At 73.4% G+C, this 19,694-nt stretch carries 18 protein-coding genes and 8 tRNA genes; 13 read left to right on the forward strand and 13 right to left on the reverse strand.

Going from position 1 to position 19,694, the window contains the following annotated elements; all coding sequences use genetic code 11:
• Positions 1-1,196, reverse strand: a 1,196-nt coding sequence (locus ACFU9E_RS31315; RefSeq protein ID WP_380715536.1) for a serine/threonine-protein kinase, incomplete at its 3' end; no start/stop codon positions are given.
• 433 nt (positions 1,197-1,629) lie between these two features.
• Here ACFU9E_RS31315 and ACFU9E_RS31320 point away from each other — a divergent pair.
• On the forward strand, positions 1,630-1,830 hold the full coding sequence (locus ACFU9E_RS31320; RefSeq protein WP_380690098.1) for a hypothetical protein: 201 nt from the start codon (positions 1,630-1,632) through the stop codon (positions 1,828-1,830).
• Positions 1,831-2,182: 352 nt separating this feature from the next.
• Here the strand turns inward: ACFU9E_RS31320 and ACFU9E_RS31325 are convergent.
• From ACFU9E_RS31325 to ACFU9E_RS31350, 6 genes are all read right to left on the reverse strand, one after another.
• A tRNA-Val gene (locus ACFU9E_RS31325) sits at positions 2,183-2,254 on the reverse strand.
• A 41-nt stretch (positions 2,255-2,295) separates the two neighbouring features.
• Positions 2,296-2,367 (reverse strand) — tRNA-Val (locus tag ACFU9E_RS31330).
• A gap of 58 nt (positions 2,368-2,425) precedes the next feature.
• Positions 2,426-2,497 (reverse strand) — tRNA-Val (locus tag ACFU9E_RS31335).
• Positions 2,498-2,524: 27 nt separating this feature from the next.
• A tRNA-Val gene (locus ACFU9E_RS31340) sits at positions 2,525-2,599 on the reverse strand.
• A 34-nt stretch (positions 2,600-2,633) separates the two neighbouring features.
• Positions 2,634-2,707: transfer RNA gene (locus ACFU9E_RS31345), tRNA-Cys, on the reverse strand.
• Positions 2,708-2,747: 40 nt separating this feature from the next.
• Positions 2,748-2,820 (reverse strand) — tRNA-Gly (locus tag ACFU9E_RS31350).
• Positions 2,821-3,111: 291 nt separating this feature from the next.
• Between ACFU9E_RS31350 and ACFU9E_RS31355 the strand changes: the two genes are divergently transcribed.
• The 3 genes from ACFU9E_RS31355 to ACFU9E_RS31365 all read left to right on the forward strand — a co-directional run bounded on the left by ACFU9E_RS31355 (position 3,112) and on the right by ACFU9E_RS31365 (position 6,025).
• Positions 3,112-4,173 carry a chorismate-binding protein gene (locus ACFU9E_RS31355; RefSeq protein WP_380689771.1) on the forward strand — a complete coding sequence of 354 codons (1,062 nt, stop codon included), beginning with the start codon at positions 3,112-3,114 and terminating at the stop codon, positions 4,171-4,173.
• An 84-nt stretch (positions 4,174-4,257) separates the two neighbouring features.
• Positions 4,258-5,088: an aminotransferase class IV gene (locus tag ACFU9E_RS31360; protein WP_380689769.1), complete on the forward strand. Its 831-nt coding sequence runs from the start codon at positions 4,258-4,260 to the stop codon at positions 5,086-5,088.
• 94 nt (positions 5,089-5,182) lie between these two features.
• Complete coding sequence (locus ACFU9E_RS31365) at positions 5,183-6,025, forward strand: GNAT family N-acetyltransferase (protein ID WP_380685613.1); 843 nt, start codon at positions 5,183-5,185, stop codon at positions 6,023-6,025.
• Between the two features lie 4 nt (positions 6,026-6,029).
• Here ACFU9E_RS31365 and ACFU9E_RS31370 read toward each other — a convergent pair whose 3' ends face one another.
• A complete protein-coding gene (locus tag ACFU9E_RS31370) occupies positions 6,030-6,530 on the reverse strand; it encodes a DsbA family protein (RefSeq protein WP_355370771.1) in 501 nt (166 codons plus the stop codon).
• 167 nt (positions 6,531-6,697) lie between these two features.
• On the opposite strand from ACFU9E_RS31370, the gene ACFU9E_RS31375 reads away from it, so the two are divergent.
• A complete protein-coding gene (locus tag ACFU9E_RS31375; RefSeq protein ID WP_380685611.1) occupies positions 6,698-7,186 on the forward strand; it encodes a hypothetical protein in 489 nt (162 codons plus the stop codon).
• A 16-nt stretch (positions 7,187-7,202) separates the two neighbouring features.
• Here ACFU9E_RS31375 and ACFU9E_RS31380 read toward each other — a convergent pair whose 3' ends face one another.
• Both ACFU9E_RS31380 and ACFU9E_RS31385 read right to left on the reverse strand, forming a co-directional pair.
• Positions 7,203-7,772 (reverse strand): CGNR zinc finger domain-containing protein, encoded by a 570-nt coding sequence (locus ACFU9E_RS31380; RefSeq protein ID WP_380685609.1) that lies wholly within the window; start codon positions 7,770-7,772, stop codon positions 7,203-7,205.
• A 378-nt stretch (positions 7,773-8,150) separates the two neighbouring features.
• Positions 8,151-8,564: an SsgA family sporulation/cell division regulator gene (locus ACFU9E_RS31385; RefSeq protein WP_030056266.1), complete on the reverse strand. Its 414-nt coding sequence runs from the start codon at positions 8,562-8,564 to the stop codon at positions 8,151-8,153.
• A gap of 194 nt (positions 8,565-8,758) precedes the next feature.
• On the opposite strand from ACFU9E_RS31385, the gene ACFU9E_RS31390 reads away from it, so the two are divergent.
• The 3 genes from ACFU9E_RS31390 to ACFU9E_RS31400 all read left to right on the forward strand — a co-directional run bounded on the left by ACFU9E_RS31390 (position 8,759) and on the right by ACFU9E_RS31400 (position 9,709).
• Positions 8,759-9,259, forward strand: coding sequence for a TIGR02611 family protein (locus ACFU9E_RS31390; protein WP_380685607.1), 501 nt, complete (start codon positions 8,759-8,761; stop codon positions 9,257-9,259).
• 101 nt (positions 9,260-9,360) lie between these two features.
• Positions 9,361-9,432, forward strand: a tRNA-Val gene (locus ACFU9E_RS31395).
• 205 nt (positions 9,433-9,637) lie between these two features.
• Positions 9,638-9,709, forward strand: a tRNA-Val gene (locus tag ACFU9E_RS31400).
• Between the two features lie 65 nt (positions 9,710-9,774).
• Here the strand turns inward: ACFU9E_RS31400 and ACFU9E_RS31405 are convergent.
• Positions 9,775-10,542, reverse strand: a complete 768-nt coding sequence (locus tag ACFU9E_RS31405; RefSeq protein WP_380685604.1) for an exonuclease domain-containing protein — start codon at positions 10,540-10,542, stop codon at positions 9,775-9,777.
• A gap of 154 nt (positions 10,543-10,696) precedes the next feature.
• Between ACFU9E_RS31405 and ACFU9E_RS31410 the strand changes: the two genes are divergently transcribed.
• From ACFU9E_RS31410 to ACFU9E_RS31425, 4 genes are all read left to right on the forward strand, one after another.
• Positions 10,697-11,251, forward strand: a complete 555-nt coding sequence (locus tag ACFU9E_RS31410) for a DUF4365 domain-containing protein (protein ID WP_380685602.1) — start codon at positions 10,697-10,699, stop codon at positions 11,249-11,251.
• 31 nt (positions 11,252-11,282) lie between these two features.
• On the forward strand, positions 11,283-12,479 hold the full coding sequence (locus ACFU9E_RS31415) for a hypothetical protein (protein ID WP_380685600.1): 1,197 nt from the start codon (positions 11,283-11,285) through the stop codon (positions 12,477-12,479).
• A 99-nt stretch (positions 12,480-12,578) separates the two neighbouring features.
• The gene (gene thrS / locus ACFU9E_RS31420; RefSeq protein ID WP_380685598.1) at positions 12,579-14,558 is read left to right on the forward strand and encodes a threonine--tRNA ligase; all 1,980 of its coding nucleotides are present in this window, start codon (positions 12,579-12,581) and stop codon (positions 14,556-14,558) included.
• Between the two features lie 81 nt (positions 14,559-14,639).
• Positions 14,640-15,200 (forward strand): HIT family protein, encoded by a 561-nt coding sequence (locus ACFU9E_RS31425; protein ID WP_380685596.1) that lies wholly within the window; start codon positions 14,640-14,642, stop codon positions 15,198-15,200.
• Positions 15,201-15,275: 75 nt separating this feature from the next.
• Here the strand turns inward: ACFU9E_RS31425 and ACFU9E_RS31430 are convergent, their stop codons facing one another.
• The gene (locus ACFU9E_RS31430; protein ID WP_380685646.1) at positions 15,276-16,922 is read right to left on the reverse strand and encodes a hypothetical protein; all 1,647 of its coding nucleotides are present in this window, start codon (positions 16,920-16,922) and stop codon (positions 15,276-15,278) included.
• A gap of 195 nt (positions 16,923-17,117) precedes the next feature.
• Between ACFU9E_RS31430 and ACFU9E_RS31435 the strand changes: the two genes are divergently transcribed.
• Positions 17,118-17,543: a thiol-disulfide oxidoreductase DCC family protein gene (locus ACFU9E_RS31435; protein WP_380685648.1), complete on the forward strand. Its 426-nt coding sequence runs from the start codon at positions 17,118-17,120 to the stop codon at positions 17,541-17,543.
• 18 nt (positions 17,544-17,561) lie between these two features.
• On the opposite strand, the gene ACFU9E_RS31440 is transcribed toward ACFU9E_RS31435, so the two are convergent.
• Positions 17,562-19,619 (reverse strand): elongation factor G-like protein EF-G2, encoded by a 2,058-nt coding sequence (locus ACFU9E_RS31440; RefSeq protein ID WP_380685650.1) that lies wholly within the window; start codon positions 19,617-19,619, stop codon positions 17,562-17,564.
• Between the last annotated feature and the right edge of the window lie 75 nt (positions 19,620-19,694).

Here is a 19,694-nt window from a genome sequence, read left to right on the forward strand (position 1 = left end):
CCCGCCGCCCGTGCCCGGGCCGCGGCGGCGGCCTGCTCGGGCGCCCGCCCGGGCGCCGGGACTCCGCGCGGTGCGGCGGCGGCCGGTGCGGCCGGCACCGGCCCGGCCGGACGCACGGGGTGCCCCGGGTGCGCCGGACGTCCCGGGTGTCCCGGTGCCCCGACTCGCTCCGCCCCTGGCCCGGCACCCCGGACGGCGCCCGCCCGGCCCACGCCCGGCACGCCACCGGCCGGGCCGACCCCACCGACCCCACTGGCCCCGACCCCGCCGTTCCCGGCGGCGGCCTGGCCGCGCCCGGCCCCGCGGCCCCGGCCGAAGGGCCCGCCGGAGCCGTGGCCGGCCGCGCCGCCCGGCATCGCGCCCGGGCCGGTCGTGGCACCGCGCGCCGCCAGTTCGCTCAGCCGCTCGTGCAGCGCCGCCGCGCCGGGCCGTTCGGCGGGCTCCTTGGCCAGGCAGGCCCGGATCAGCGGCGCGAGCTGCGCCGGCACCGCCGACAGGTCGGGCTCCTCGTGGACGACGCGGTAGAGCATGACCTCCGAGGAGGCCCCGGAGCCGAACGGGCTGTCCCCGGTGAGCGCGTACGCGAGGGTGGCGCCGAAGGCGAAGACGTCGGTCGCGGGTGTGACGGCGGCCCCCCGCACCTGCTCGGGGGCAAGGAAGCCGGGCGAGCCGACGGCGGTGCCGACGTGGGTGAGCGTGCTGGCCCCGCGCGACCAGGCGATGCCGAAGTCGATGATGCGCGGCCCGCGCGGCGACAGCAGGATGTTGGACGGCTTGAGGTCGCGGTGGACGACGCCGGCCTCGTGCACCTTGACCAGCCCGTCGGCGAGCGAGGCCCCGATCCGGGCGACCTCGGACCAGCCCAGCGGCCCCTCGTCCCCGACCCGCTTGTACAGCGACGGCCCGGGGACGTACGCGGTGGCCAGCCAGGGCCGGTCGGCCTCGATGTCGGAGCCCATGACGCGGGCGGTGCAGCCGCCGCGGATCCGGGAGGCGGCGGCGATCTCGCGGGCGAAGCGGGTGCGGAACTCGACGTCCTCGGCCAGCTCGGCGCGAATCAGCTTGAGCGCGACGCGCTGCCCCCTGCGGTCCGATCCGAGGTAGACCACGCCCATGCCACCGGCTCCCAGCCGCCGGTGCAGGCGGTACGGCCCGACGATGCGGGGGTCCTCACGCCTCAGCCGCATCATCGCCATTCTCGTTTCCCCGTCAGACTGTGGGTGAGGCCCCGTCGGATGGGGCGTCGTCAGTTCCTGTCTGGCACAGCTTACGGACTGCCCGCTGCGGTGTGCTGATACGCAACACCTGAAGCCACCGTCCGATTGTCGGATCTTGCACTGACATCCGGTCGGTGTGCCGGCGAATCGTTTCTCGGGGTCGCCTCTCAGGGTTCCCCCTGGGACCGGGTCTCGGACGTCTCCCCCTGCGGTAGTACTACCCAGGTCTGATCGTCATCCTCCGGGAGGCCCGGAGAACAGTACGACGGCATGACGCCCGCCAACCCCCTCCCGCCATACCGTTGTTCTCAGCGGTGGACGGGGAGCTCGTCCCCCGAGGTAAGCCGTCCACCGCGTCCACGTGCACCACCGTCCATCCACCGGCCGAGCTCACGAAAGAGGAGTCAGGGGCATGGCACCGCAGCCCACGGGATCCACCTCCCGCCGACGTCGGCCGGCCTTCACCCAGCCCGGCGCCGCGGAGCGGACCCGGCACCCGGCGGTGGCGGTGGCGATGGCACTGCCCTGCGCGGTGCTGTTGGCCGTCCTGTTCGGCGGCTGGGAGCAGATGGCGAACCAGGCCCAGGCGGTGGCCGAACTGATCGGCCGCTGACCGGGCCGGGCACCTCGGGTGCCCACCGAAACGGGCACCTCGGGTGCCCACCGAAACGGGCACTGATCCCCTGGGGACGGGGAGCCAGTGCCGCCGGGGAGGCCGCGCCCGCGATGACACGCGGACGGGCGAGGAGCGGCGCGCAGAGCGCCCCGGCAGGCGGAGAGGCCGCGTACGGACGTCGGTGAGGGCGACCGTACGCGGCTCTTCTGCGTCTTCCGTTCCTTCCGGGCAGCGCTCCCGGGCGACGCCCTCGGGCAAGGCTTCCGGGAACACCCCGTGAGAACGGCTCCGGGAACGCCGAAACGGCCGGGGCCGCGACCCGTACGAGTCGCGGCCCCGGCCGTCACTGTGCGCGATACTGGGATTGAACCAGTGACCCCTACCGTGTCAAGGTAGTGCTCTCCCGCTGAGCTAATCGCGCCTGGTAAGGCGGTCCTGCAGCAGGTCCCGGAGGACCCGACGTGCGCGATACTGGGATTGAACCAGTGACCCCTACCGTGTCAAGGTAGTGCTCTCCCGCTGAGCTAATCGCGCTGGTGCGGTGGTGTTCCGCGGCGAACCCCGGGATCCGAAGATCCTGGAAGATCCGACGTGCGCGATACTGGGATTGAACCAGTGACCCCCACCGTGTCAAGGTGGTGCTCTCCCGCTGAGCTAATCGCGCGGGGCAGGTGTCCGGCAGGGCCGGGCATGGTGCGCGATACTGGGATTGAACCAGTGACCCCTACCGTGTCAAGGTAGTGCTCTCCCGCTGAGCTAATCGCGCGGGGAGGCCACCCGGCGGAGCCGGGCGATCCTCTTGGAGGTGGAGACGGGATTTGAACCCGTGTAGACGGCTTTGCAGGCCGTTGCCTCGCCTCTCGGCCACTCCACCAGGCAACACTCGAAGGACGATCTTACACTGTCCTTCGTCGAGCGGACGACGAGATTCGAACTCGCGACCCTCACCTTGGCAAGGTGATGCTCTACCAACTGAGCCACGTCCGCCTGTCTGCCGGGATCTTCACCGGTTTTCCCGGCTGCGCTCCGTGGCGACGTGTTGAACTCTAGCGGATTCCCGGGCCAGCTAAAAATCCGTTCCCGCAGCATGTCCGGCGGGCGGCCGTCGGACGCCCCGGCGCGGACCGGCCCGGACGGGCGCGGCGGCGGTGGAACGACACCCTGAGTGACACCCGCAGGTCACCCCGCGTACGCCCGCGCGACGGCCGGTTCTGCTCGCGCCCCCCGACCTACACTTCAGGCACCGCAACCCCAAGCAAAGCCCCGCGCAGGAGAACCGTGTCCGGCCACCTCGACCCCCAGCACCCCCTCGCCCGCTTCGGCGGCCGCCTCGCGACCGGGCTGCGCGACGTCACCTCCGACCCGGCCGCCCTGGACTCCGCCGGCTGGTGGGCCGTCGCCCACGACTTCGAGGGCCGCCTCACCTGCGCCCGCTTCGACGACGTCCGCCCGGCCCCCGCCCCGCCCTCCGGCGCCGGCTGGCACGGCCCGGCCGCCGGCTCCTGGCACAGCTCGCTCGACCGCGCCGCCTACACCGCGGGCGTGCGCCGCATCCGCGAGCACATCGCGGCCGGCGAGGTCTACCAGGCCAACCTCTGCCGGGTGCTCTCCGCGCCGCTGCCCGACCCCGCCCGCTCGGACGTCGACGCCCTCACCGGCCTGCTCGCCCACGGGAACCCGGCCCCGTACGCCGGAACGATCCGGCTGCCCGGGCACGGCGTGGAGATCGCCACGGCCTCGCCCGAGCTCTACCTGCGCCGCACCGGCCGCACCGTCTCCTCGGGCCCGATCAAGGGCACCGGCCGCACCGAGCACGACCTGCTCGACAAGGACCACGCCGAGAACGTGATGATCGTCGACCTGGTCCGCAACGACCTCGGCCGGGTCTGCGCCACCGGCACCGTCACCGTGCCCGACCTGTGCGCGGTCGAGAAGCACCCCGGCCTGGTCCACCTCGTCTCCACCGTCGAGGGCACCCTGCGCCCGGACGCCGGCTGGCCCGAGCTGTTCGCCGCCACCTTCCCGCCCGGCTCCGTCACCGGCGCCCCCAAGTCCAGCGCCCTGCGGATCATCGAGGCCCTGGAGACCGCCCCGCGCGGCCCCTACTGCGGCGCCGTCGGCTGGGTCGACGCCGACCGCGGCGAGGGCGAACTCGCCGTCGGCATCCGCACCTTCTGGATCGACCGGACCGACCCGGCGGCGCCCGAGCTGCGCTTCGGCACCGGCGCCGGCATCACCTGGGGCTCCGACCCCGAACGCGAGTGGGCGGAAACCGAGCTGAAGGCCGCCCGGTTGGTCGCGATAGCGTCGGGCACCGAGCCCCGTCCCGACACCGACTGAACCCGCCCCGGACCCGACCCGCCCCGGACCGCGCCCGCCACCGCCGCCGGCCGGCCCGCACCCTCCCGCGAGGAGCACCCCGCGATGCAGCACCCGACCACCAGCTGGGTCAACGGCACCCTCGTCGACTCCGCCGACCCGGCCCTGTCCGTCCTCGACCACGGACTCACCACCGGCGACGGCGTCTTCGAGACCATGAAGGCCGTCGACGGCAAGGCCTTCGCCGTCACCCGCCACCTGGAGCGGCTCACCCGCTCCGCCCGCGGCCTCGGCCTGCCCGACCCCGACCACGACCGGGTCCGCGAGGCCTGCGCGGCCGTCCTCGCCGCCAACCCGATGCCGCTCGGCCGCCTGCGCATCACCTACACCGGCGGCACCGCGCCGCTCGGCTCCGAGCGCGGCGACACCGGACCCACCCTGGTCGCCTCCCTCGGCACCGCCACCCGCCGCCCCGACACCACCGCCGTCACCGTCGTCCCCTGGCGCCGCAACGAGCACAGCGCCGTCGCCGGCCTCAAGACCACCTCCTACGCCGAGAACGTCGTCGCCCTCGCCGCCGCCCACCGCGCGGGCGCCTCCGAGGCGCTGCTCGCCAACACCGCCGGCCGGCTCTGCGAGGGCACCGGCTCCAACGTCTTCGTCGTCCTCGACGGCCGCCTGCTCACCCCGCCGCTCTCCTCCGGCTGCCTGGCCGGCATCACCCGCCGGCTCGTCGTCGACTGGTGCGGCGCCGAGGAGGCCGACCTCCCGCTCGACGCGCTCCGGGAGGCCGAGGAGATCTTCCTGACCTCCTCGCTGCGCGACGTCCAGGCCGTCACCCGTGTCGACGACCGCGAACTGCCCGGCCCCGGCCCGGTCACCGCGAAGGCCATGGCCACCTTCGCCGAGCGCAGCGGCGACGACCTCGACCCCTGAGCACCGCCCCGCGTCGTCCCCGCCGGGAACCCCGCGGCGGGGACGACGCGTCCCGGCCGGTAGAAGAGCCGGACGGCGGGGAAGGGACCCCGACATGACCACCACGCTGCGCCCCGAGAGCCCGGAGACCCCCACCCCCACCGGCGGCCGCACCCGGCGCTGGCAGATCTGCGTCAACGGCCGCCCGGTCGGCGGCCTGCGCACCACCGCCGTCCCGCGTGGCAGTCAGACGTGGGGCGAGATAGCCGAGTTGGAGGTCCACAGCGGACGCGGCCGGGGGCGCGGAACGATCGGCGCGCTGGCCGCCGAGGAGGTGCTGCGCGGCTGGGGCTGCACCCGGGTGGACGCCGACATCCCCGAGTCCGCGCAGGTCGCCCGCTCGCTCGCGGTCACCCTCGGTTACACCGAGCGGATGCGGAACATGGTCAAGCGGCTGGACGAGCCGCCGGCCATGCCGTCCGGCGTCACCGCGCGCCCGATCGGGGCCGAGGAGTTCCCGGCCTGGCTGGCCGACTCCAAGGCCGGCTACTTGGAGGACCTGCGCGCCTCCGGCCTCGGCGCGGAGGAGGCCCGCGCCAAGTCCGACGCCGACCACGTGAGACTGCTGCCGCAGGGCGCGGACACCCCGGGAGTCGCGCTGCGCCGGCTGTACGCGGCGGGCGAGGAGCCGCTGGGCTCGCTCTGGCTGGCGCTGCGGCTGCGCGACCTGCCCGACGGTGCCCCGCTGGCCTGGGTCATGGTGGTCGAGGTGGCCGACGCCCACCGGGGCCGCGGTCACGGCCGGACGCTGATGCGCCTCGCCGAGCGCGAGTGCCTGGCGGCGGGCGTCCGCGACCTCGGGCTGAACGTCTTCAGCGGCAACGAGGTCGCGATCCGCCTCTACGAGTCGCTCGGCTACCGGGTCACCAACCGGGTGTTCGGCAAGCCGCTGCTGTGACGGGTCAGGACGCCCGCGCGGCCTCGACGGCGGCGATGACGCGCTCCAGCAGGCCGTCCTGGCTCTGCCCGCCGTCGAAGCGCTGCCCGGCGACCACGTAGGTCGGCGTGCCGGTCACCCCGATCGCCCGGCCCTCGGCCTGGTCTGCGTCCACGGTCAGCATGTGCCGCCCGTCCACCAGCGCGGTGTCCACCTCCTCGGCGTCCACCCCCACCTGCCCGGCCACCTCCAGGAGCACCTGGGTGCCGCGCGCCTCCAGGTCCTCGACCCGCTCCAGCAGCGCCTCGACGAACGGCCAGCCGAGGCCCTGCGCGAAGGCCTCCTCGGCCGCCTCGGCGGCGGGGTAGGCGTGCTTGTGCTTCTCCAGCGGGAAGTGGCGCAGCTCGATCGGCAGCGCGTCGCCGTAGCGGGCACGCAGCGCGCGGACGTCGCCGAGGGCGGTGCGGCAGTCCGGGCACTGCAGTTCGCACCAGAACTCAAGACGGGGGAGGGAACCTTCGATCATGCCCCCAGTGTTCCATCAGTGGGGCCCGTGCCGTTCCGGCGGCCGGGTCCGGCCGGTTCGCCAGACCGAGGTAGTGGGAGGTCCGACGAGATGATCAGTCCGACTGGCAGTCCGACATCCGGAGCGACGCCCGGAGCGCCCGGGACGACGGCCGCGGGGAGGCGGCCGTGCTGACGGCGGCGGTCGCCTTCGCGCTCACCGCGGGCGGCGTGGCGGTGGCGGGCCTGCGCGCCTACCGCCGGCGCTTCCTCTCCGCGACCCGCTGGTTCGCCGTCGCGCTGCTGCCCGCCGGCCTCTATCTGACCGGCCTGTTCCCGGTGGCCCGGACGATCGGCGACGAGATCGCCGACTGGGCGGTCAAGCTGGTCTTCGACCCCCGGGTGTGGACCGGCATCGTGCTGCTGGCGGTCTCCGCGGGGCTGCTCGTCACCACCCGCTGGGTGGGCCGGCGCGGCGCCGTGACCGGGGGACGCGAGAGCGCCGCCCCCGCCGCCGGGCCCGCTCCGGCGCGCCCGGCCGTGGCTCCCGCCGGCCAGGGCGCCCAGACGGAGCCCAAGCGCGCCGAGAAGGCCCAGCGCGCCGAGAAGGGCAAGGGCGACGACGGGCTCGGCGACTTCGCGGACATCGAGGAGATCCTGCGCCGCCGCGGCATCTGAGCCCCGTGCGGAGCGCTCAGGCGGAGGGGACCGTCTCCGCCGAGCGCTGGCGGGCCCGGTAGGCGGCCACGTGCAGCCGGTTCCCGCAGGTCCGGCTGTCGCAGTAGCGGCGCGAGCGGTTGCGCGAGAGGTCCACGAAGACCCGCGCGCAGTCCGGCGCCTCGCAGCGGCGCAGCCGCTCGCGCTCGCCGGCGGTGAGGATGAACGCCAGTGCCATGCCGATCTCGGCGGCCAGGTGGTCGCCGATGGCGGCGTGCGGCGCGAAGTAGTGGATGTGCCACCCGTGGTGGTCGTGGTTGGTCAGCCGGGGCGTCGTGCCGGCCGCCGCGACCAGGGCGTTGACCAGTTCGGCGGCCTCCTCGGTGGACTCCGTGCCGAAGACCTCGCGCAGCCGGGAGCGCAGCCGGTGCACCTGGTGCAGGTCGCCGTCGGTCAGCGAGTCGACCTCGCTGATCTCCTGCCGGACCACGAAGGCGTCGAGCGCGGCCACGTCTGGCAGCAGCTCGGTGCCGCACACCTCGGGTGCGGTGTTGAGCAGCTCGACGAGGATGCTCAGTGCGCACTCGGTGTCATGGGTGATCAGCACGGGCGGCTCCTCGCGCGGAGGGGGCCGTGGGCACCCCGCGACTACGGGTCATTCCCAGACCTTACCGGGGTGGTGCGACGTGCGGCGGTGGCTTCCGTCGAAGATGCGTACGGATCCCGTCACTCTGTGCGGAGATTTCCGCGGAAAACGGCCGCGCCCGGCAGCGAGGCCGGCCATCCAAGAGATGGCCGGCTCCGGTGCCGGGCGCCTTCGGTGCTTCCGGCCCGCTCCGATTGGGAGAGAACCGTTTCGTCACCGGCCCCGAGACCGCGTCGTGCGCGGCTGAGTCTGCTGCCGTGCCCCCGAGTAGGACGGCTGCGGTTGACGGCAGGGGTTACGACCCCGCGTGCAGCGGGGTGCGACCGCCTCCGGTCGGGGTCAGCTTTCGGCGAGGATGTGGGACAGCTCCCGGTCGAGGTCGAAGTGACGGTGTTCGGTGCCGGGGGGAACGGCGGCGTCCGTCCGCTTGAGGAACGACTCAAGCGCCCGGGCCGGGGCCTCCAGCAGGGCTTCTCCTTCCGGAGAGCTCAGGGCGATGCAGACCACCCCTTGTCCGTGGCTGCGCGAGGGCCACACCCGGACGTCGCCCGTACCGGTGGGTCGGTGCAGCCCCTCCGCAAGGAGATCTCGGGCGAACACCCACTCCACGGTCTCGTCGGCGCCGGTGTGGAAGGTGGCGTGCACGGCATAGGGGTCGGCGGTGTCGTAGCGCAGGCCCGCGGGGACGGGCAGTGAGGACTCGCTGGACACGATGAGGCGCAGGTGCAGCTCGCAGCTGACCGTGGTGTTCATAAGCGCCATGGCCTTTCGCTCAGTGTGCGCTCGGGGAATCGCACGTCGGCGAACGGACCATCCCACCTCCACGACCGATGTAAACCCCTCTGTCCCGATTCGGGCGCGAGTCGTACCCCTTACGGCGCATTGCGGAATCGCCACAGAGTGCCCGCCGGACGATTACCGGTCCGCTTCTCGGTTAGTTTCGTGGCATGACTGTGCGAAGCGACGAGGCACGCGGGGACGCGGGCGGGAACACCGGAACGGGGGATGCGATCGTGCCGGACGACACGGGGGTGCCGACGGAGGCCGGCGACGGGGCCGGTACGGAGGGTGACAAGCCGCTGGGCTCGCGCGCCCCGGGGTTCATCCGCCGTTCCCGTCCGCTGCACCTGAGCTGGCAGGTGGCCGTCTTCCTGGTCGGTCTCGCCGTGGTGGTGCTCGGTGTGATCATGCTTCCGCTGCCCGGCCCCGGCTGGGTGGTCATCTTCCTCGGCATGGGCATCTGGGCGACCGAGTTCGTCTGGGCCCAGCTGGTGCTGCGCTGGACCCGCCGCAAGGTGGCCGAGGCCGCGCAGAAGGCCCTGGACCCGCGGGTGCGGCGCCGCAACCTGACGCTCACCGCGATCGGCCTGGCCGTGATCGCCGCGCTCTGCGGCTGGTACCTGTGGAAGTACGGGCTGGTCATGCCCTGGAAGATCCACGAGGACTGAGCCGCCCGGCCCCGTCCGCCGCCGCCTCCGGGCGGGGCCGTCCGGGGGCGGCGGAGCGTTCGGAGCACCCTCCGGGATGCGGTAATGTTTTCCCTGCACCCGGGCGATTAGCTCAGCGGGAGAGCACTTCGTTCACACCGAAGGGGTCACTGGTTCGATCCCAGTATCGCCCACCGGAATGCATTGTGATATGTGAGGCCCAGCCGATTTTCGGCTGGGCCTCACATGTATTTCCACAATCCGCCGAACGGTGCCGGGAATGTGCTGAGGGGCAGTCACCTTCCGCTTCGCGCGGGAGTTCTGCGGACGCGTCGGCGGCACTCCCCGAACGAGTTGTACGACACCGCCCGAATGGTGCTACAGTTCTTCTCGTTGCCCGGGCGATTAGCTCAGCGGGAGAGCACTTCGTTCACACCGAAGGGGTCACTGGTTCGATCCCAGTATCGCCCACCGGACAGCACGCAGGCCCTGATCGGGAGACCGGTCAGGGCCTGCGGCGTTCCCGGGCCCGGCGGCTACGCCGCCACCTCGCACGCGTGCTCCGGCGACAGCCGGCGGCCGCAACCGCACCGGGCCGGCCGCAGTGGCCACGACAGGTCCACCCGCTCGTCCGCCCCCGACCGGTCGAACCACGCCTGCAGCCCGCGCGCCTGCGCCGCGTGCCAGACCGTCTGCCGTTGGTGCAGCTCCGCCGCCGTCAGCCCGCCCAGCGCCCTCGGGAACCGGGTGCCGATGGCCCGCACCAGCTCCAGCGACGCCGTCGCGTCCGCCCCCGCGTCGTGCGCCCCGGCCAGCTCCACCCCGTAGTGCGCGCACAGGTCGGTCAGCGTCCGCCGGCCGCGGCGGTAGCGGTCCACGTACTTGTCCAGGACCCGCGGATCCAGCACCAGCAGCTCGACCGGGCCGATCGCCCCGGCCAGCGAGACCCCGCGGTGCCGACGCAACTCCCGGTCCAGCAGCGTCAGGTCGTACGGCGCGTTCATCACCACCACCGGCCGCCCGGCCCGGGCCTGCTCGGCGAGCGCGGCGGCCAGCTCCGCCACCACCACCGCCGCCGGCCGCCCGTGCGCCCGCACCCTCTCGTCGCTGATCCCGTGCACCGCCCGGGCGCCGTCGGGTATCGGCACGCCGGGATCGGCGAGCCAGTCGGTGGCCTCCGGGGCGGCGCCCGGGGCGGATTGGACGACCAGGGCGGCGGAGACGATGCGATCGGTCTCGACGTCCACGCCGGTGGTCTCGGTGTCGAAGGAGGCGAGCGGGCCGGTGAACCAGTGCTGCTGCATGACTGCCCCTCGAAAACTGCGCGGTCCCGCCCCGGTGATACCCGCCCCTGACGCCCCCTCAACCGTTTGGCGCCGCACCGGCCGGGCACCCTGCCCACGGGCGCCCTGTTCGAATCCGGACGGGCCCCTGAGGGACGGGGGAGGCCGGACGGTCATGGCGCTGACGCAGCCGCAGCCCGAGGAGGCGGCGGCCGTCCTGCGGGGCGACCTGGCGGTGACCGCCTGCATGGAGACCCTGCAGGTCGGCTACCTGCACGCGGTCGCCGCCGCGGCCGGCTGCTCGCTGTCCCAGCCGTTCCCCGACAACGGCATCGACTGGCAGGTCAGCCACGGCTCGCGCAGCCACGAGGTCGACGACGAGGTCACCGTCAAGATCCAGCTGAAGGCCACCCAGCAGATCGCCCCCGACCCGCGCGGTCCCTTCTTCTCCTTCACCCTGGACAACGACCACCTGCGCAAGCTCGCCCGCCCCCGGGTCGCCGTGCCCCGGATCCTCGTCGTCATGCTGCTGCCCCGCCGCGTCGACCGCTGGCTGGCCGCCCGCCCCGACGCCCTCGAACTGCGGCACTGCTGCTACTGGGTCAACCTGGCCGGCCACCCGATCACCGGGCAGCGCCGGACCAACGTCCGCGTCCCCACCGCGAAGGTCTTCGACGACCGCGCCCTGTGCGACATCATGGCCAGGGTCGGCGCGGGCGGCAGCCCGTGACGGCCCGGCCCCGGCCGGGAGGAGCCGCCCCATGACACTGCCCCACGGGCCGATGCGTCCCACGCTCGGCGAACCGCCGCAGACCGGGCCGCTGCCCGATCCGGGCGCCGTCGACCCCGCGGTGCTCGCCACCCTGCTCGCCCGGCACGGCTGGGTCCGGCGCGGCGGACCCTCCGCCCGCTACGGCCGCTGGACGCCCCCCGAGGGCACCGACCCCGGTGTCAGCCTGCTCGTCCCCGCCGGCGACGGCTTCGACGACGCGGTCGAACTGCTCACCGACGCCGTCACCGCCCTCGCCCGCTCCGCCAGCCCCTCCGCCCGCGCCATCCTGCTCGCGCTGGCCGTCCCCGGCGACGAACTCCAGTGGCACCGCGACCTCGCCGCACCCACCGGTGCGACCGCCCCCGGTGCCGCGCCCTGGGACGACACCGAACGGCTCCGGCACGCCGCCCGCGCCATGCTCGCCGCCGGCGCCAAGGCCGGTCGCACCCGCGCCGCCTACTTCGGCGCCCGCCTCGACGCCTGGGCCGGCGACTTCCTCGACCGGGTCCTGGTCGTCGCCGGCGGCCCCGGCCTGACCGCCTACACACCCGCCCCCGAGGGCCGGGCGGCGGTCACCACCCTGGTCCGCGCCCTGGAGGCGCTGCGCGACGCCGTCGACTACCGGCGGGTCAGCGGCGGCGGCGAGGCCTTCGAGAACGCCGTCCAGTCCGGCGTCAGCCGCGAACTGGTCGAATCCGTCCAGGACCTGGTGCGCGGCGCCACCGCCGGCCGGTTCACCGTCGCCTGGTCGGCCGCCGCCGGCACCCCGGGCGGCTTCGGCGACCGCCGGATCGCCGTCGAGTTCTCGCCCGGCGACCTGCCCGCCCTCGGGGAGGCCGCCGACCTGCTCGAACGCATCGAGCCCGCGGTCGCCGTCACCCTGGTCGGCCTCGTCGTCCGCCTCAAGCGCGCCGACCCCGCCGGGCCGGGCAGCGTGCGGCTGCGGGTGCTCGGCGGCGCCGAGGTCGACGAGGTCAAGGTCCGGCTGCCCGACCCGGCCTACCGGATCGCCGCCGAGGCCCACCTGGCCGGCACCCCCGTGCGGATCAGCGGCCGCCTGGAGCGGCGCGGCGGCTTCCGCCGGCTCGTCCGGCCCACCGGCCCGGAACCCTGCGGGCTGGAGGAGGCCGAGCGGGAGCGCCTGCTCAAGACCCTGGGGGAGGGGCGGAGCGGGAAGGACGCGTAGGAAGGGTACGGAGGTGACGGTGGGGCCACCGCTCTCGGTACCATCGTCAGGCGCAGCGCTGTGCTGCGTCCTCTGAATCCAGCACGTCAGGAGAGACCGGTGACGGACGTCCGGGTAATCATCAACCGCGAACCCGATCGGGAAGAGCGCGTGGTGACCACGGGCACTACGGCCGCCGAGCTCTTCGCCGACGACCGCTCGATCATCGCCGCCCGCGTCGGCGGCGGGCTCAAGGACCTCGCGTACGCCCTCCAGGACGGCGACGAGGTCGAGCCGGTCGTGATCAGCAGCCAGGACGGCCTCGACATCCTGCGCCACTCCACCGCGCACGTCATGGCCCAGGCCGTGCAGCAGCTCTTCCCGGAGGCCAAGCTCGGCATCGGCCCGCCGGTCAAGGACGGCTTCTACTACGACTTCGACGTCGCGACGCCGTTCCACCCCGATGACCTCAAGGCCATCGAGAAGAAGATGCAGGAGATCATCAAGCGCGGGCAGAAGTTCTCCCGCCGGGTGGTCACCGACGAGGCCGCCCGCGAGGAGCTCGCCCACGAGCCGTACAAGCTGGAGCTGATCGGCCTCAAGGGCTCCGCCGCCACCGCCGGCGAGGGCGCCGACGTCGAGGTCGGCGCCGGCGAGCTCACCATCTACGACAACCTGGACGCCAAGAGCGGCGAGCAGTGCTGGGGCGACCTCTGCCGCGGCCCGCACCTGCCCAGCACCCGGATGATCCCGGCGTTCAAGATCATGCGCTCCGCCGCCGCCTACTGGCGCGGCAGCGAGAAGAACCCCATGCTGCAGCGCCTCTACGGGACCGCCTGGCCGAGCAAGGACGAGCTCAAGGCGCACCTGGAGTTCCTGGAGGAGGCCGCCAAGCGCGACCACCGCAAGCTCGGCAACGAGCTCGACCTCTTCTCCATCCCCGAGGAGATCGGCTCCGGCCTCGCCGTCTTCCACCCCAAGGGCGGCATCATCCGCCGCGCCATGGAGGACTACTCGCGCCGCCGGCACGAGGAGGAGGGCTACGAGTTCGTCTACACCCCGCACGCCACCAAGGGGAAGCTCTTCGAGAAGAGCGGCCACCTGGACTGGTACGCGGACGGTATGTACCCGCCCATGCAGCTCGACGAGGGCGTGGACTACTACCTCAAGCCGATGAACTGCCCGATGCACAACCTGATCTTCGACGCGCGCGGCCGCTCGTACCGTGAACTGCCGCTGCGCCTGTTCGAGTTCGGCACGGTGTACCGGTACGAGAAGTCCGGCGTGGTGCACGGTCTGACCCGCGCCCGCGGCTTCACCCAGGACGACGCGCACATCTACTGCACCCGCGAGCAGATGGCGGACGAGCTCGACTCGACCCTCACCTTCGTGCTCAACCTGCTGCGCGACTACGGTCTGACCGACTTCTACCTGGAGCTGTCCACCAAGGACCCGGAGAAGTTCGTCGGCGACGACGCGACGTGGGAGGAGGCCACCGCCGTCCTCGCCGCGGTGGCCGAGAAGCAGGGCCTGCCGCTGGTCCCGGACCCGGGCGGCGCGGCCTTCTACGGCCCGAAGATCTCGGTGCAGGCGCGGGACGCCATCGGGCGCACCTGGCAGATGTCGACCATCCAGCTGGACTTCAACCTGCCCGAGCGTTTCGACCTGGAGTACACGGCGGCGGACGGCTCGCGCCAGCGGCCGGTCATGATCCACCGGGCGCTGTTCGGCTCGATCGAGCGCTTCTTCGCGGTGCTGCTGGAGCACTACGCCGGTGCCATGCCGCCGTGGCTGGCCCCGGTCACCGTGACCGGCATCCCGATCACCGACGAGCACGTGCCGTACCTGCTGGAGGTCGCGGCCGAGCTCAAGAAGCGCGGGATCCGGGTCGAGGTGGACACCTCGGACGACCGGATGCAGAAGAAGATCCGCAACGCCCAGCGCAGCAAGGTCCCGTTCATGCTGATCGCCGGCAACGACGACGTCGAGGCGGGCGCGGTCTCCTTCCGCTACCGCAACGGCGAGCAGAAGAACGGCGTGCCGCTGGCCGACGCGATCACCGAGATCGTGGACGCGGTCGAGCGCCGGATCCAGGTCTGACGCCGGGCGTCGGGCGTGAGCGCGGGGCGGGCTCCTTCGGGAGTCCGCCCCGCGCGGCTTCGCAACCACGGTTGGGCGAATATGCTGATCAGCATGACGACTGAGCCGGAACTGCAGCAGGGCGTCGGGGAGCCGGACGGCTTCCGCCGCCTGTGGACCCCCCATCGGATGGCCTACATCCAGGGCGAGAACAAGCCCACCGGCCCGGCTCCGGACGACGGCTGCCCGTTCTGCTCGATCCCGTCGCTGAGCGACGAGGACGGGCTGGTCGTCGCGCGCGGCAACTCCGTGTACGCGGTGCTCAACCTGTACCCGTACAACGGCGGGCACCTCATGGTGGTCCCGTTCCGGCACGCGGCGGACTACACCGAGCTGGACGAGGCGGAGACGGCCGAGCTGGCGGTCTTCACCAAGAAGGCGATGACGGCGCTGCGCGCGGCCTCGGGCGCGCACGGCTTCAACATCGGCATGAACCAGGGCGCGGCGGCCGGCGCCGGCATCGCGGCCCACCTGCACCAGCACGTGGTGCCGCGCTGGGGCGGGGACACCAACTTCATGCCGGTGGTCGGGCACACCAAGGTGCTGCCGCAGCTGCTGGCGGACACCCGGAAGATGCTGGCCGAGGCCTGGCCGCAGGGCTGAGACCCGCGACGCGCAGGGCCCCCGCCGACCGTCGAGTCGGCGGGGGCCCTGCGCGTCGGTGGGCAGGTGGTCGGCTCAGCCGGCGTCGTACTGGTCGACCCTGAACGGGCGGCTGCCCTGGGCCTCGGCCTTGAGTCCGGCCGCGCGGCCCTTGAAGGCGCGCTCGGTGTCGAGGTCGTGCTCGGCGAGGAACTCCAGGGTGGCGGTGTGGACCGCGGCGAGCACCGGGTGGGAGGCGTTGAGCGCGTTGTCGGCCATGGTGCGGGTGCCCCAGGGCTGGCCGGCCCAGGTGTGCCGCAGACCGAAGGGCTCGGGCAGGCCGAGGCCGCCGCCGAGCCAGGAGAGCAGGCTGGGCGTCCGGTAGAAGGGGGCGCGGACGGCCTGCCGGACGACCTCGTCGTTGTCGATCAGCGGGAGCTTGACCGTGCGGTCCTCCCAGAACCGGAAGGTCTTGGAGACCGACTTCTCCTTGTCCTTGGGCTTGTCGAAGAAGAAGCCGTTGATCGGGCCGAGGGCGTAGCCGGCGACGGTGATGTTGAGGGTGTTGGCGAGCAGGACGACGGTGACGGTGAAGGTCAGGACGAGCTTGCCGTCGTGGGTGATGAACTGGGTGGCGAGGTAGTGCCGGGGTCCGCCGCCGAAGGTCTGCTTGTCGGCGATGGCCTGGACAGCGAAGTCGCGCATGTGGTCGCCGTCCATGTCGGCGCTGCCGGGGCGGCTGATCTCGTCGGCGCTCTCGCCGACCTCGAAGACGACCCACTGCTTGACCTGGACGTTGGGCATGCCGCTGTTGGCGACCTCGCTGATGCCCAGGGCCTTGAGGTGGCCGGAGATCTTGCGGACGAGGTCCCAGGGGTGGAACTGGCGGAAGTCGATCTGCCCCTCGGCGGGACGCAGGGTGTCGATGAGCTTCCACTCGCCCCAGCGGCGGCCGGCGCCGAGGATGCCCTTGGGGCCGGCGTAGTGCTGGACGTTGGTCTCCTGCTCGGCCTCCAGGCGGCCGAGTTTGGCGCGCAGGTCGGCGGCCTTCTTGTCGAGGTCGTCGCGGGGGACGGCCATCGGGACGGTCGCGGCGACGGCGTTGCCGTCGGCCAGGGAGAGCCAGCGGGCGCGCAGGTCGACGGCGGTGCGTTCGACGATCCGCCGGGCGAGGTACCAGCCGATCACCGGGGCGAGCATGACGACGCGCAGGTAGAGGCCGAGGATGCCGCCGGCCGGTGGCTTGATCGCGAGCAGCACGGCGAGCGCGGCGGCCAGGAGCAGGACGGCGGCCCCGTAGGCGCCGGCGTTCTTGGGGTTGTCGCGCTTGAGCCAGGCGCGCAGCTGGAAGGCGCCGAGCCAGACCAGGGCGCCGGGCAGGCAGAGCAGGCCCGTGACGACGGAGACGGTGGACAGCTGCCGGTCGCGGTTGCGGCGGATCTCCTCGGCGGCGAGGGCGTGCTCGACGATCTGGCGGGTTTCCACCCCGAAGGAGGGCACCAGGGGCTTGCGGTCGCCGCCGAGCGCGCGCGAGATGAGCGCCTTGCTGAAGGCCTCGCCGAAGTTGGGCGCGAACAGGGCGAAGCGGCCCTTCTTCGCGCTGACGCCGTCGAGTTTGCCGGCGCCCTCCTCCAGGTTGGTGTCGCGGTAGGCGGCCGAGGAGAGCGCCTGGGTGCCGGCGGTCTGCGGTCCGGCGTCGGTCCGGGGTATCTGCGCACCCGGGGTCATGTCGAGTGTGGTCACGGTGGCGTCCCCTCCTCCCCTTTGTCCTGCGGCAGGTTACCGTGCCGGGGTGCCGGCGCGGGCATGATCGTCTGAAGTGCCGTCACGAACGGGCCACGATGGACCTGTGGGGCATGATGCCCACGTTTCGACCGTCCGACGCACCGTCCGGTGCCCGGTCGCGGGCGGTCGGACGGGATGGTGCACGATGACGGCATGGAGAGCGATGGACTGACGGATCCGGTGCTGGTGTTCGACGGGGACTGCGGGTTCTGCACGACGTGCGTGACCTGGGCGGAGCGCTATCCGCGGCAGACGCTGGCGTCGGGGGGCTGGGAGGCGGTGCCGTTCCAGTTCGCGGACCTGGCGGGGCTGGACGCGGTGGCCGGGGGGCGCGCGGAGGTGTCCTGGGAGCGCGCGGAGCGCGAGGTGCTCTGGGTGACGCCGGCGGGCCGGGTGTACGGCGGGGCGCAGGCGGTGGCGCGGCTGCTGATGCGTTCGGGCGGGGTGTGGGCGTACCTGGGCGGGGTGCTGGCGCTGGCGCCGGTGCGGCCGGTGGCGGCGCTGGTGTACCGCTGGGTGGCGAAGAACCGGCACCGGATGCCGGGCGGGACGCCGGCCTGCGCGCTGCCGCGGCGCTGAGCCGCGGCGATTCGGAGACTAGTCGTCCCGGCCGTCGAAGCGGGCGGCGAGGGCGGCCGGCATGGGCTCGTGGCGCAGGTGGGCGCGGGTGAACTCGGCGGTGCCGTGGGTCAGCGAGCGCAGGTCGACGGGGTAGCGGGCGAGTTCGAGTTCGGGGACCTCGGCGCGCAGCAGGGTGAGGCCGGGGCCGCCGGTCTCGGTGCCGAGGACGCGGCCGCGGCGGGCGGAGAGGTCGCCGAGGACGGCGCCGAGGTAGTCGTCGGGCAGCAGGACGCCGACGGCGGCGACGGGTTCGAGGAGCCGGATGACGGCGTGTTCGGCGGCGTCGCGCAGGGCGAGGGCGGCGGCGTTCTGGAAGGCGGCGTCGGAGGAGTCGACGGAGTGCGCCTTGCCGTCGGTGAGGGTGACCCGGATGTCGACGAGCGGGTGGCCGGTGGCGACGCCCTTGGCGAGCTGGGCGCGGACGCCCTTCTCGACGGAGGGGATGAAGTGCTTGGGGACGGAGCCGCCGACGACGTGCTCCTGGAACTCGAAGCCGGAGCCGGCGGGAAGGGGTTCGACCTCCAGGTCGCAGATGGCGTACTGGCCGTGGCCGCCGGACTGTTTGACGAGGCGCCCGTGGCCGGCGGCGGCGGTGCCGAAGGTCTCGCGCAGGGCGACCCTGTGCTCGACGGTGTCGACGTGGACGCCGTGGCGGTTGCGCAGCCGGTCGAGGACGGCGTCGGCGTGGGCCTCCCCGGTGCACCAGAGGACGAGCTGGTGGGTGTCGGGGTTCTGTTCGAGGCGTAGCGCGGGGTCCTCGGCGGCGAGCCGGGAGAGGGCCTGGGAGAGCTTGTCGTCGTCGGCCTTGCTGTGGGCCTCGACGGCGATGGGCAGCAGGGGCTCGGGCAGGGTCCAGGTGTCGAGTTCGAGCTGGCCGCCGGGTTCCTGGAGGGTGTCGCCGGCGCGGGCGGTGGTGAGTTTGGCGGCGCAGACGAGGTCGCCGGCGACGGCGTGCGGGACGGGTCGCTGGAGCTTGCCGAAGGGGCTGGTGAGGCCGGTGACGCGTTCCTCGCCGTCCTGCTCGGCGGGGTGGTCGGGGCCGGTGAGGCGGATGCGGGTGTCGGGGCGCAGGGTGCCGGCGTAGAGGCGCAGCAGGCTGATGCGGCCGACGTAGGCGTCGCCGGTGACGCGGACGACCTGGGCGGCGAGGGGTGCGTCGGGGTCGCAGTCGGGGGCGGGGCGGGTGCGTTCGGCGGGGGTGGGGAAGGTGGTGGTGATGAGGTCGAGGAGTTCGGTGGCGCCGAGGCCGTGTTCGCTGGTGGGGACGGCGGGGTGGAGGGTGCAGGCGAGGACCTCGCGGCGCATGCCGGCTTCGAGGGAGTCGGTGTCGGGGGTTTCGCCGGTGAGGTACTGCTCCATGAGGGCGTCGTCCTGGCCGGAGATGGCTTCGACGAGGCTCTCGCGGGCGGGGGCGCTGTCGGGCAGGGGGTCGGCCTGGCCGTAGGTGTGGCCGGTGAGGAGGTCGACGCTGCCGTCGGGCCGGCCGTCGTGGTGGACGGGCAGGAACAGCGGCCGGAGGGTGTCGGGGCCGAGGCCGAAGGCGTCGTGGCAGGCGGTGAGGATGTCGTCGAGGCTGCCGCGGGCGATGTCGAGTTTGGCGACGGCGATGGCGCGCGGGATGTTCTCGGCCGCGCACTCGCGCCACAGGGCGCGGGTGGGGGCGGTGACGGGGTCGGTGGCGGAGACGACGAAGACGGCGGCGTCGGCGGCGTGCAGGGCGGCGCGCAGGTCGGCGGCGAAGTCGGGGTGGCCGGGCGGGTCGATCAGGTTGATCTTGGTGCCGCGCCACTCCAGGGGGAGCACGGAGAGCTGTACGGAGCGCTGCTGCTGGTGCTCGATGGATTCGTGGTCGGAGACGGTGGTGCCGTCGGTCACCCGTCCGGGGCGGCCGATGGCGCCGGCGGCGTGGGCGAGGGATTCGGCGAGGGTGGTCTTGCCCACGCCGGCGCAGCCGATGAGGACGACGTTGCGCAGGTCGCCCGGGCCGGTGACGGCGGGGGCCTGGCCGGCTCTGGCGTTGCTGCGGTCGGGCATCGGGGTCTCCTCCCGTCGCGCCGAGGCTGTCGGTGAAAGTCTAGGGGCGGGGGCGGCGAGGGGCGCGCGAGCGGC

Source organism: Kitasatospora sp. NPDC057595 (genome assembly GCF_042800875.1).
In the GTDB taxonomy this organism is placed as follows: Bacteria; Actinomycetota; Actinomycetes; order Streptomycetales; family Streptomycetaceae; genus Kitasatospora.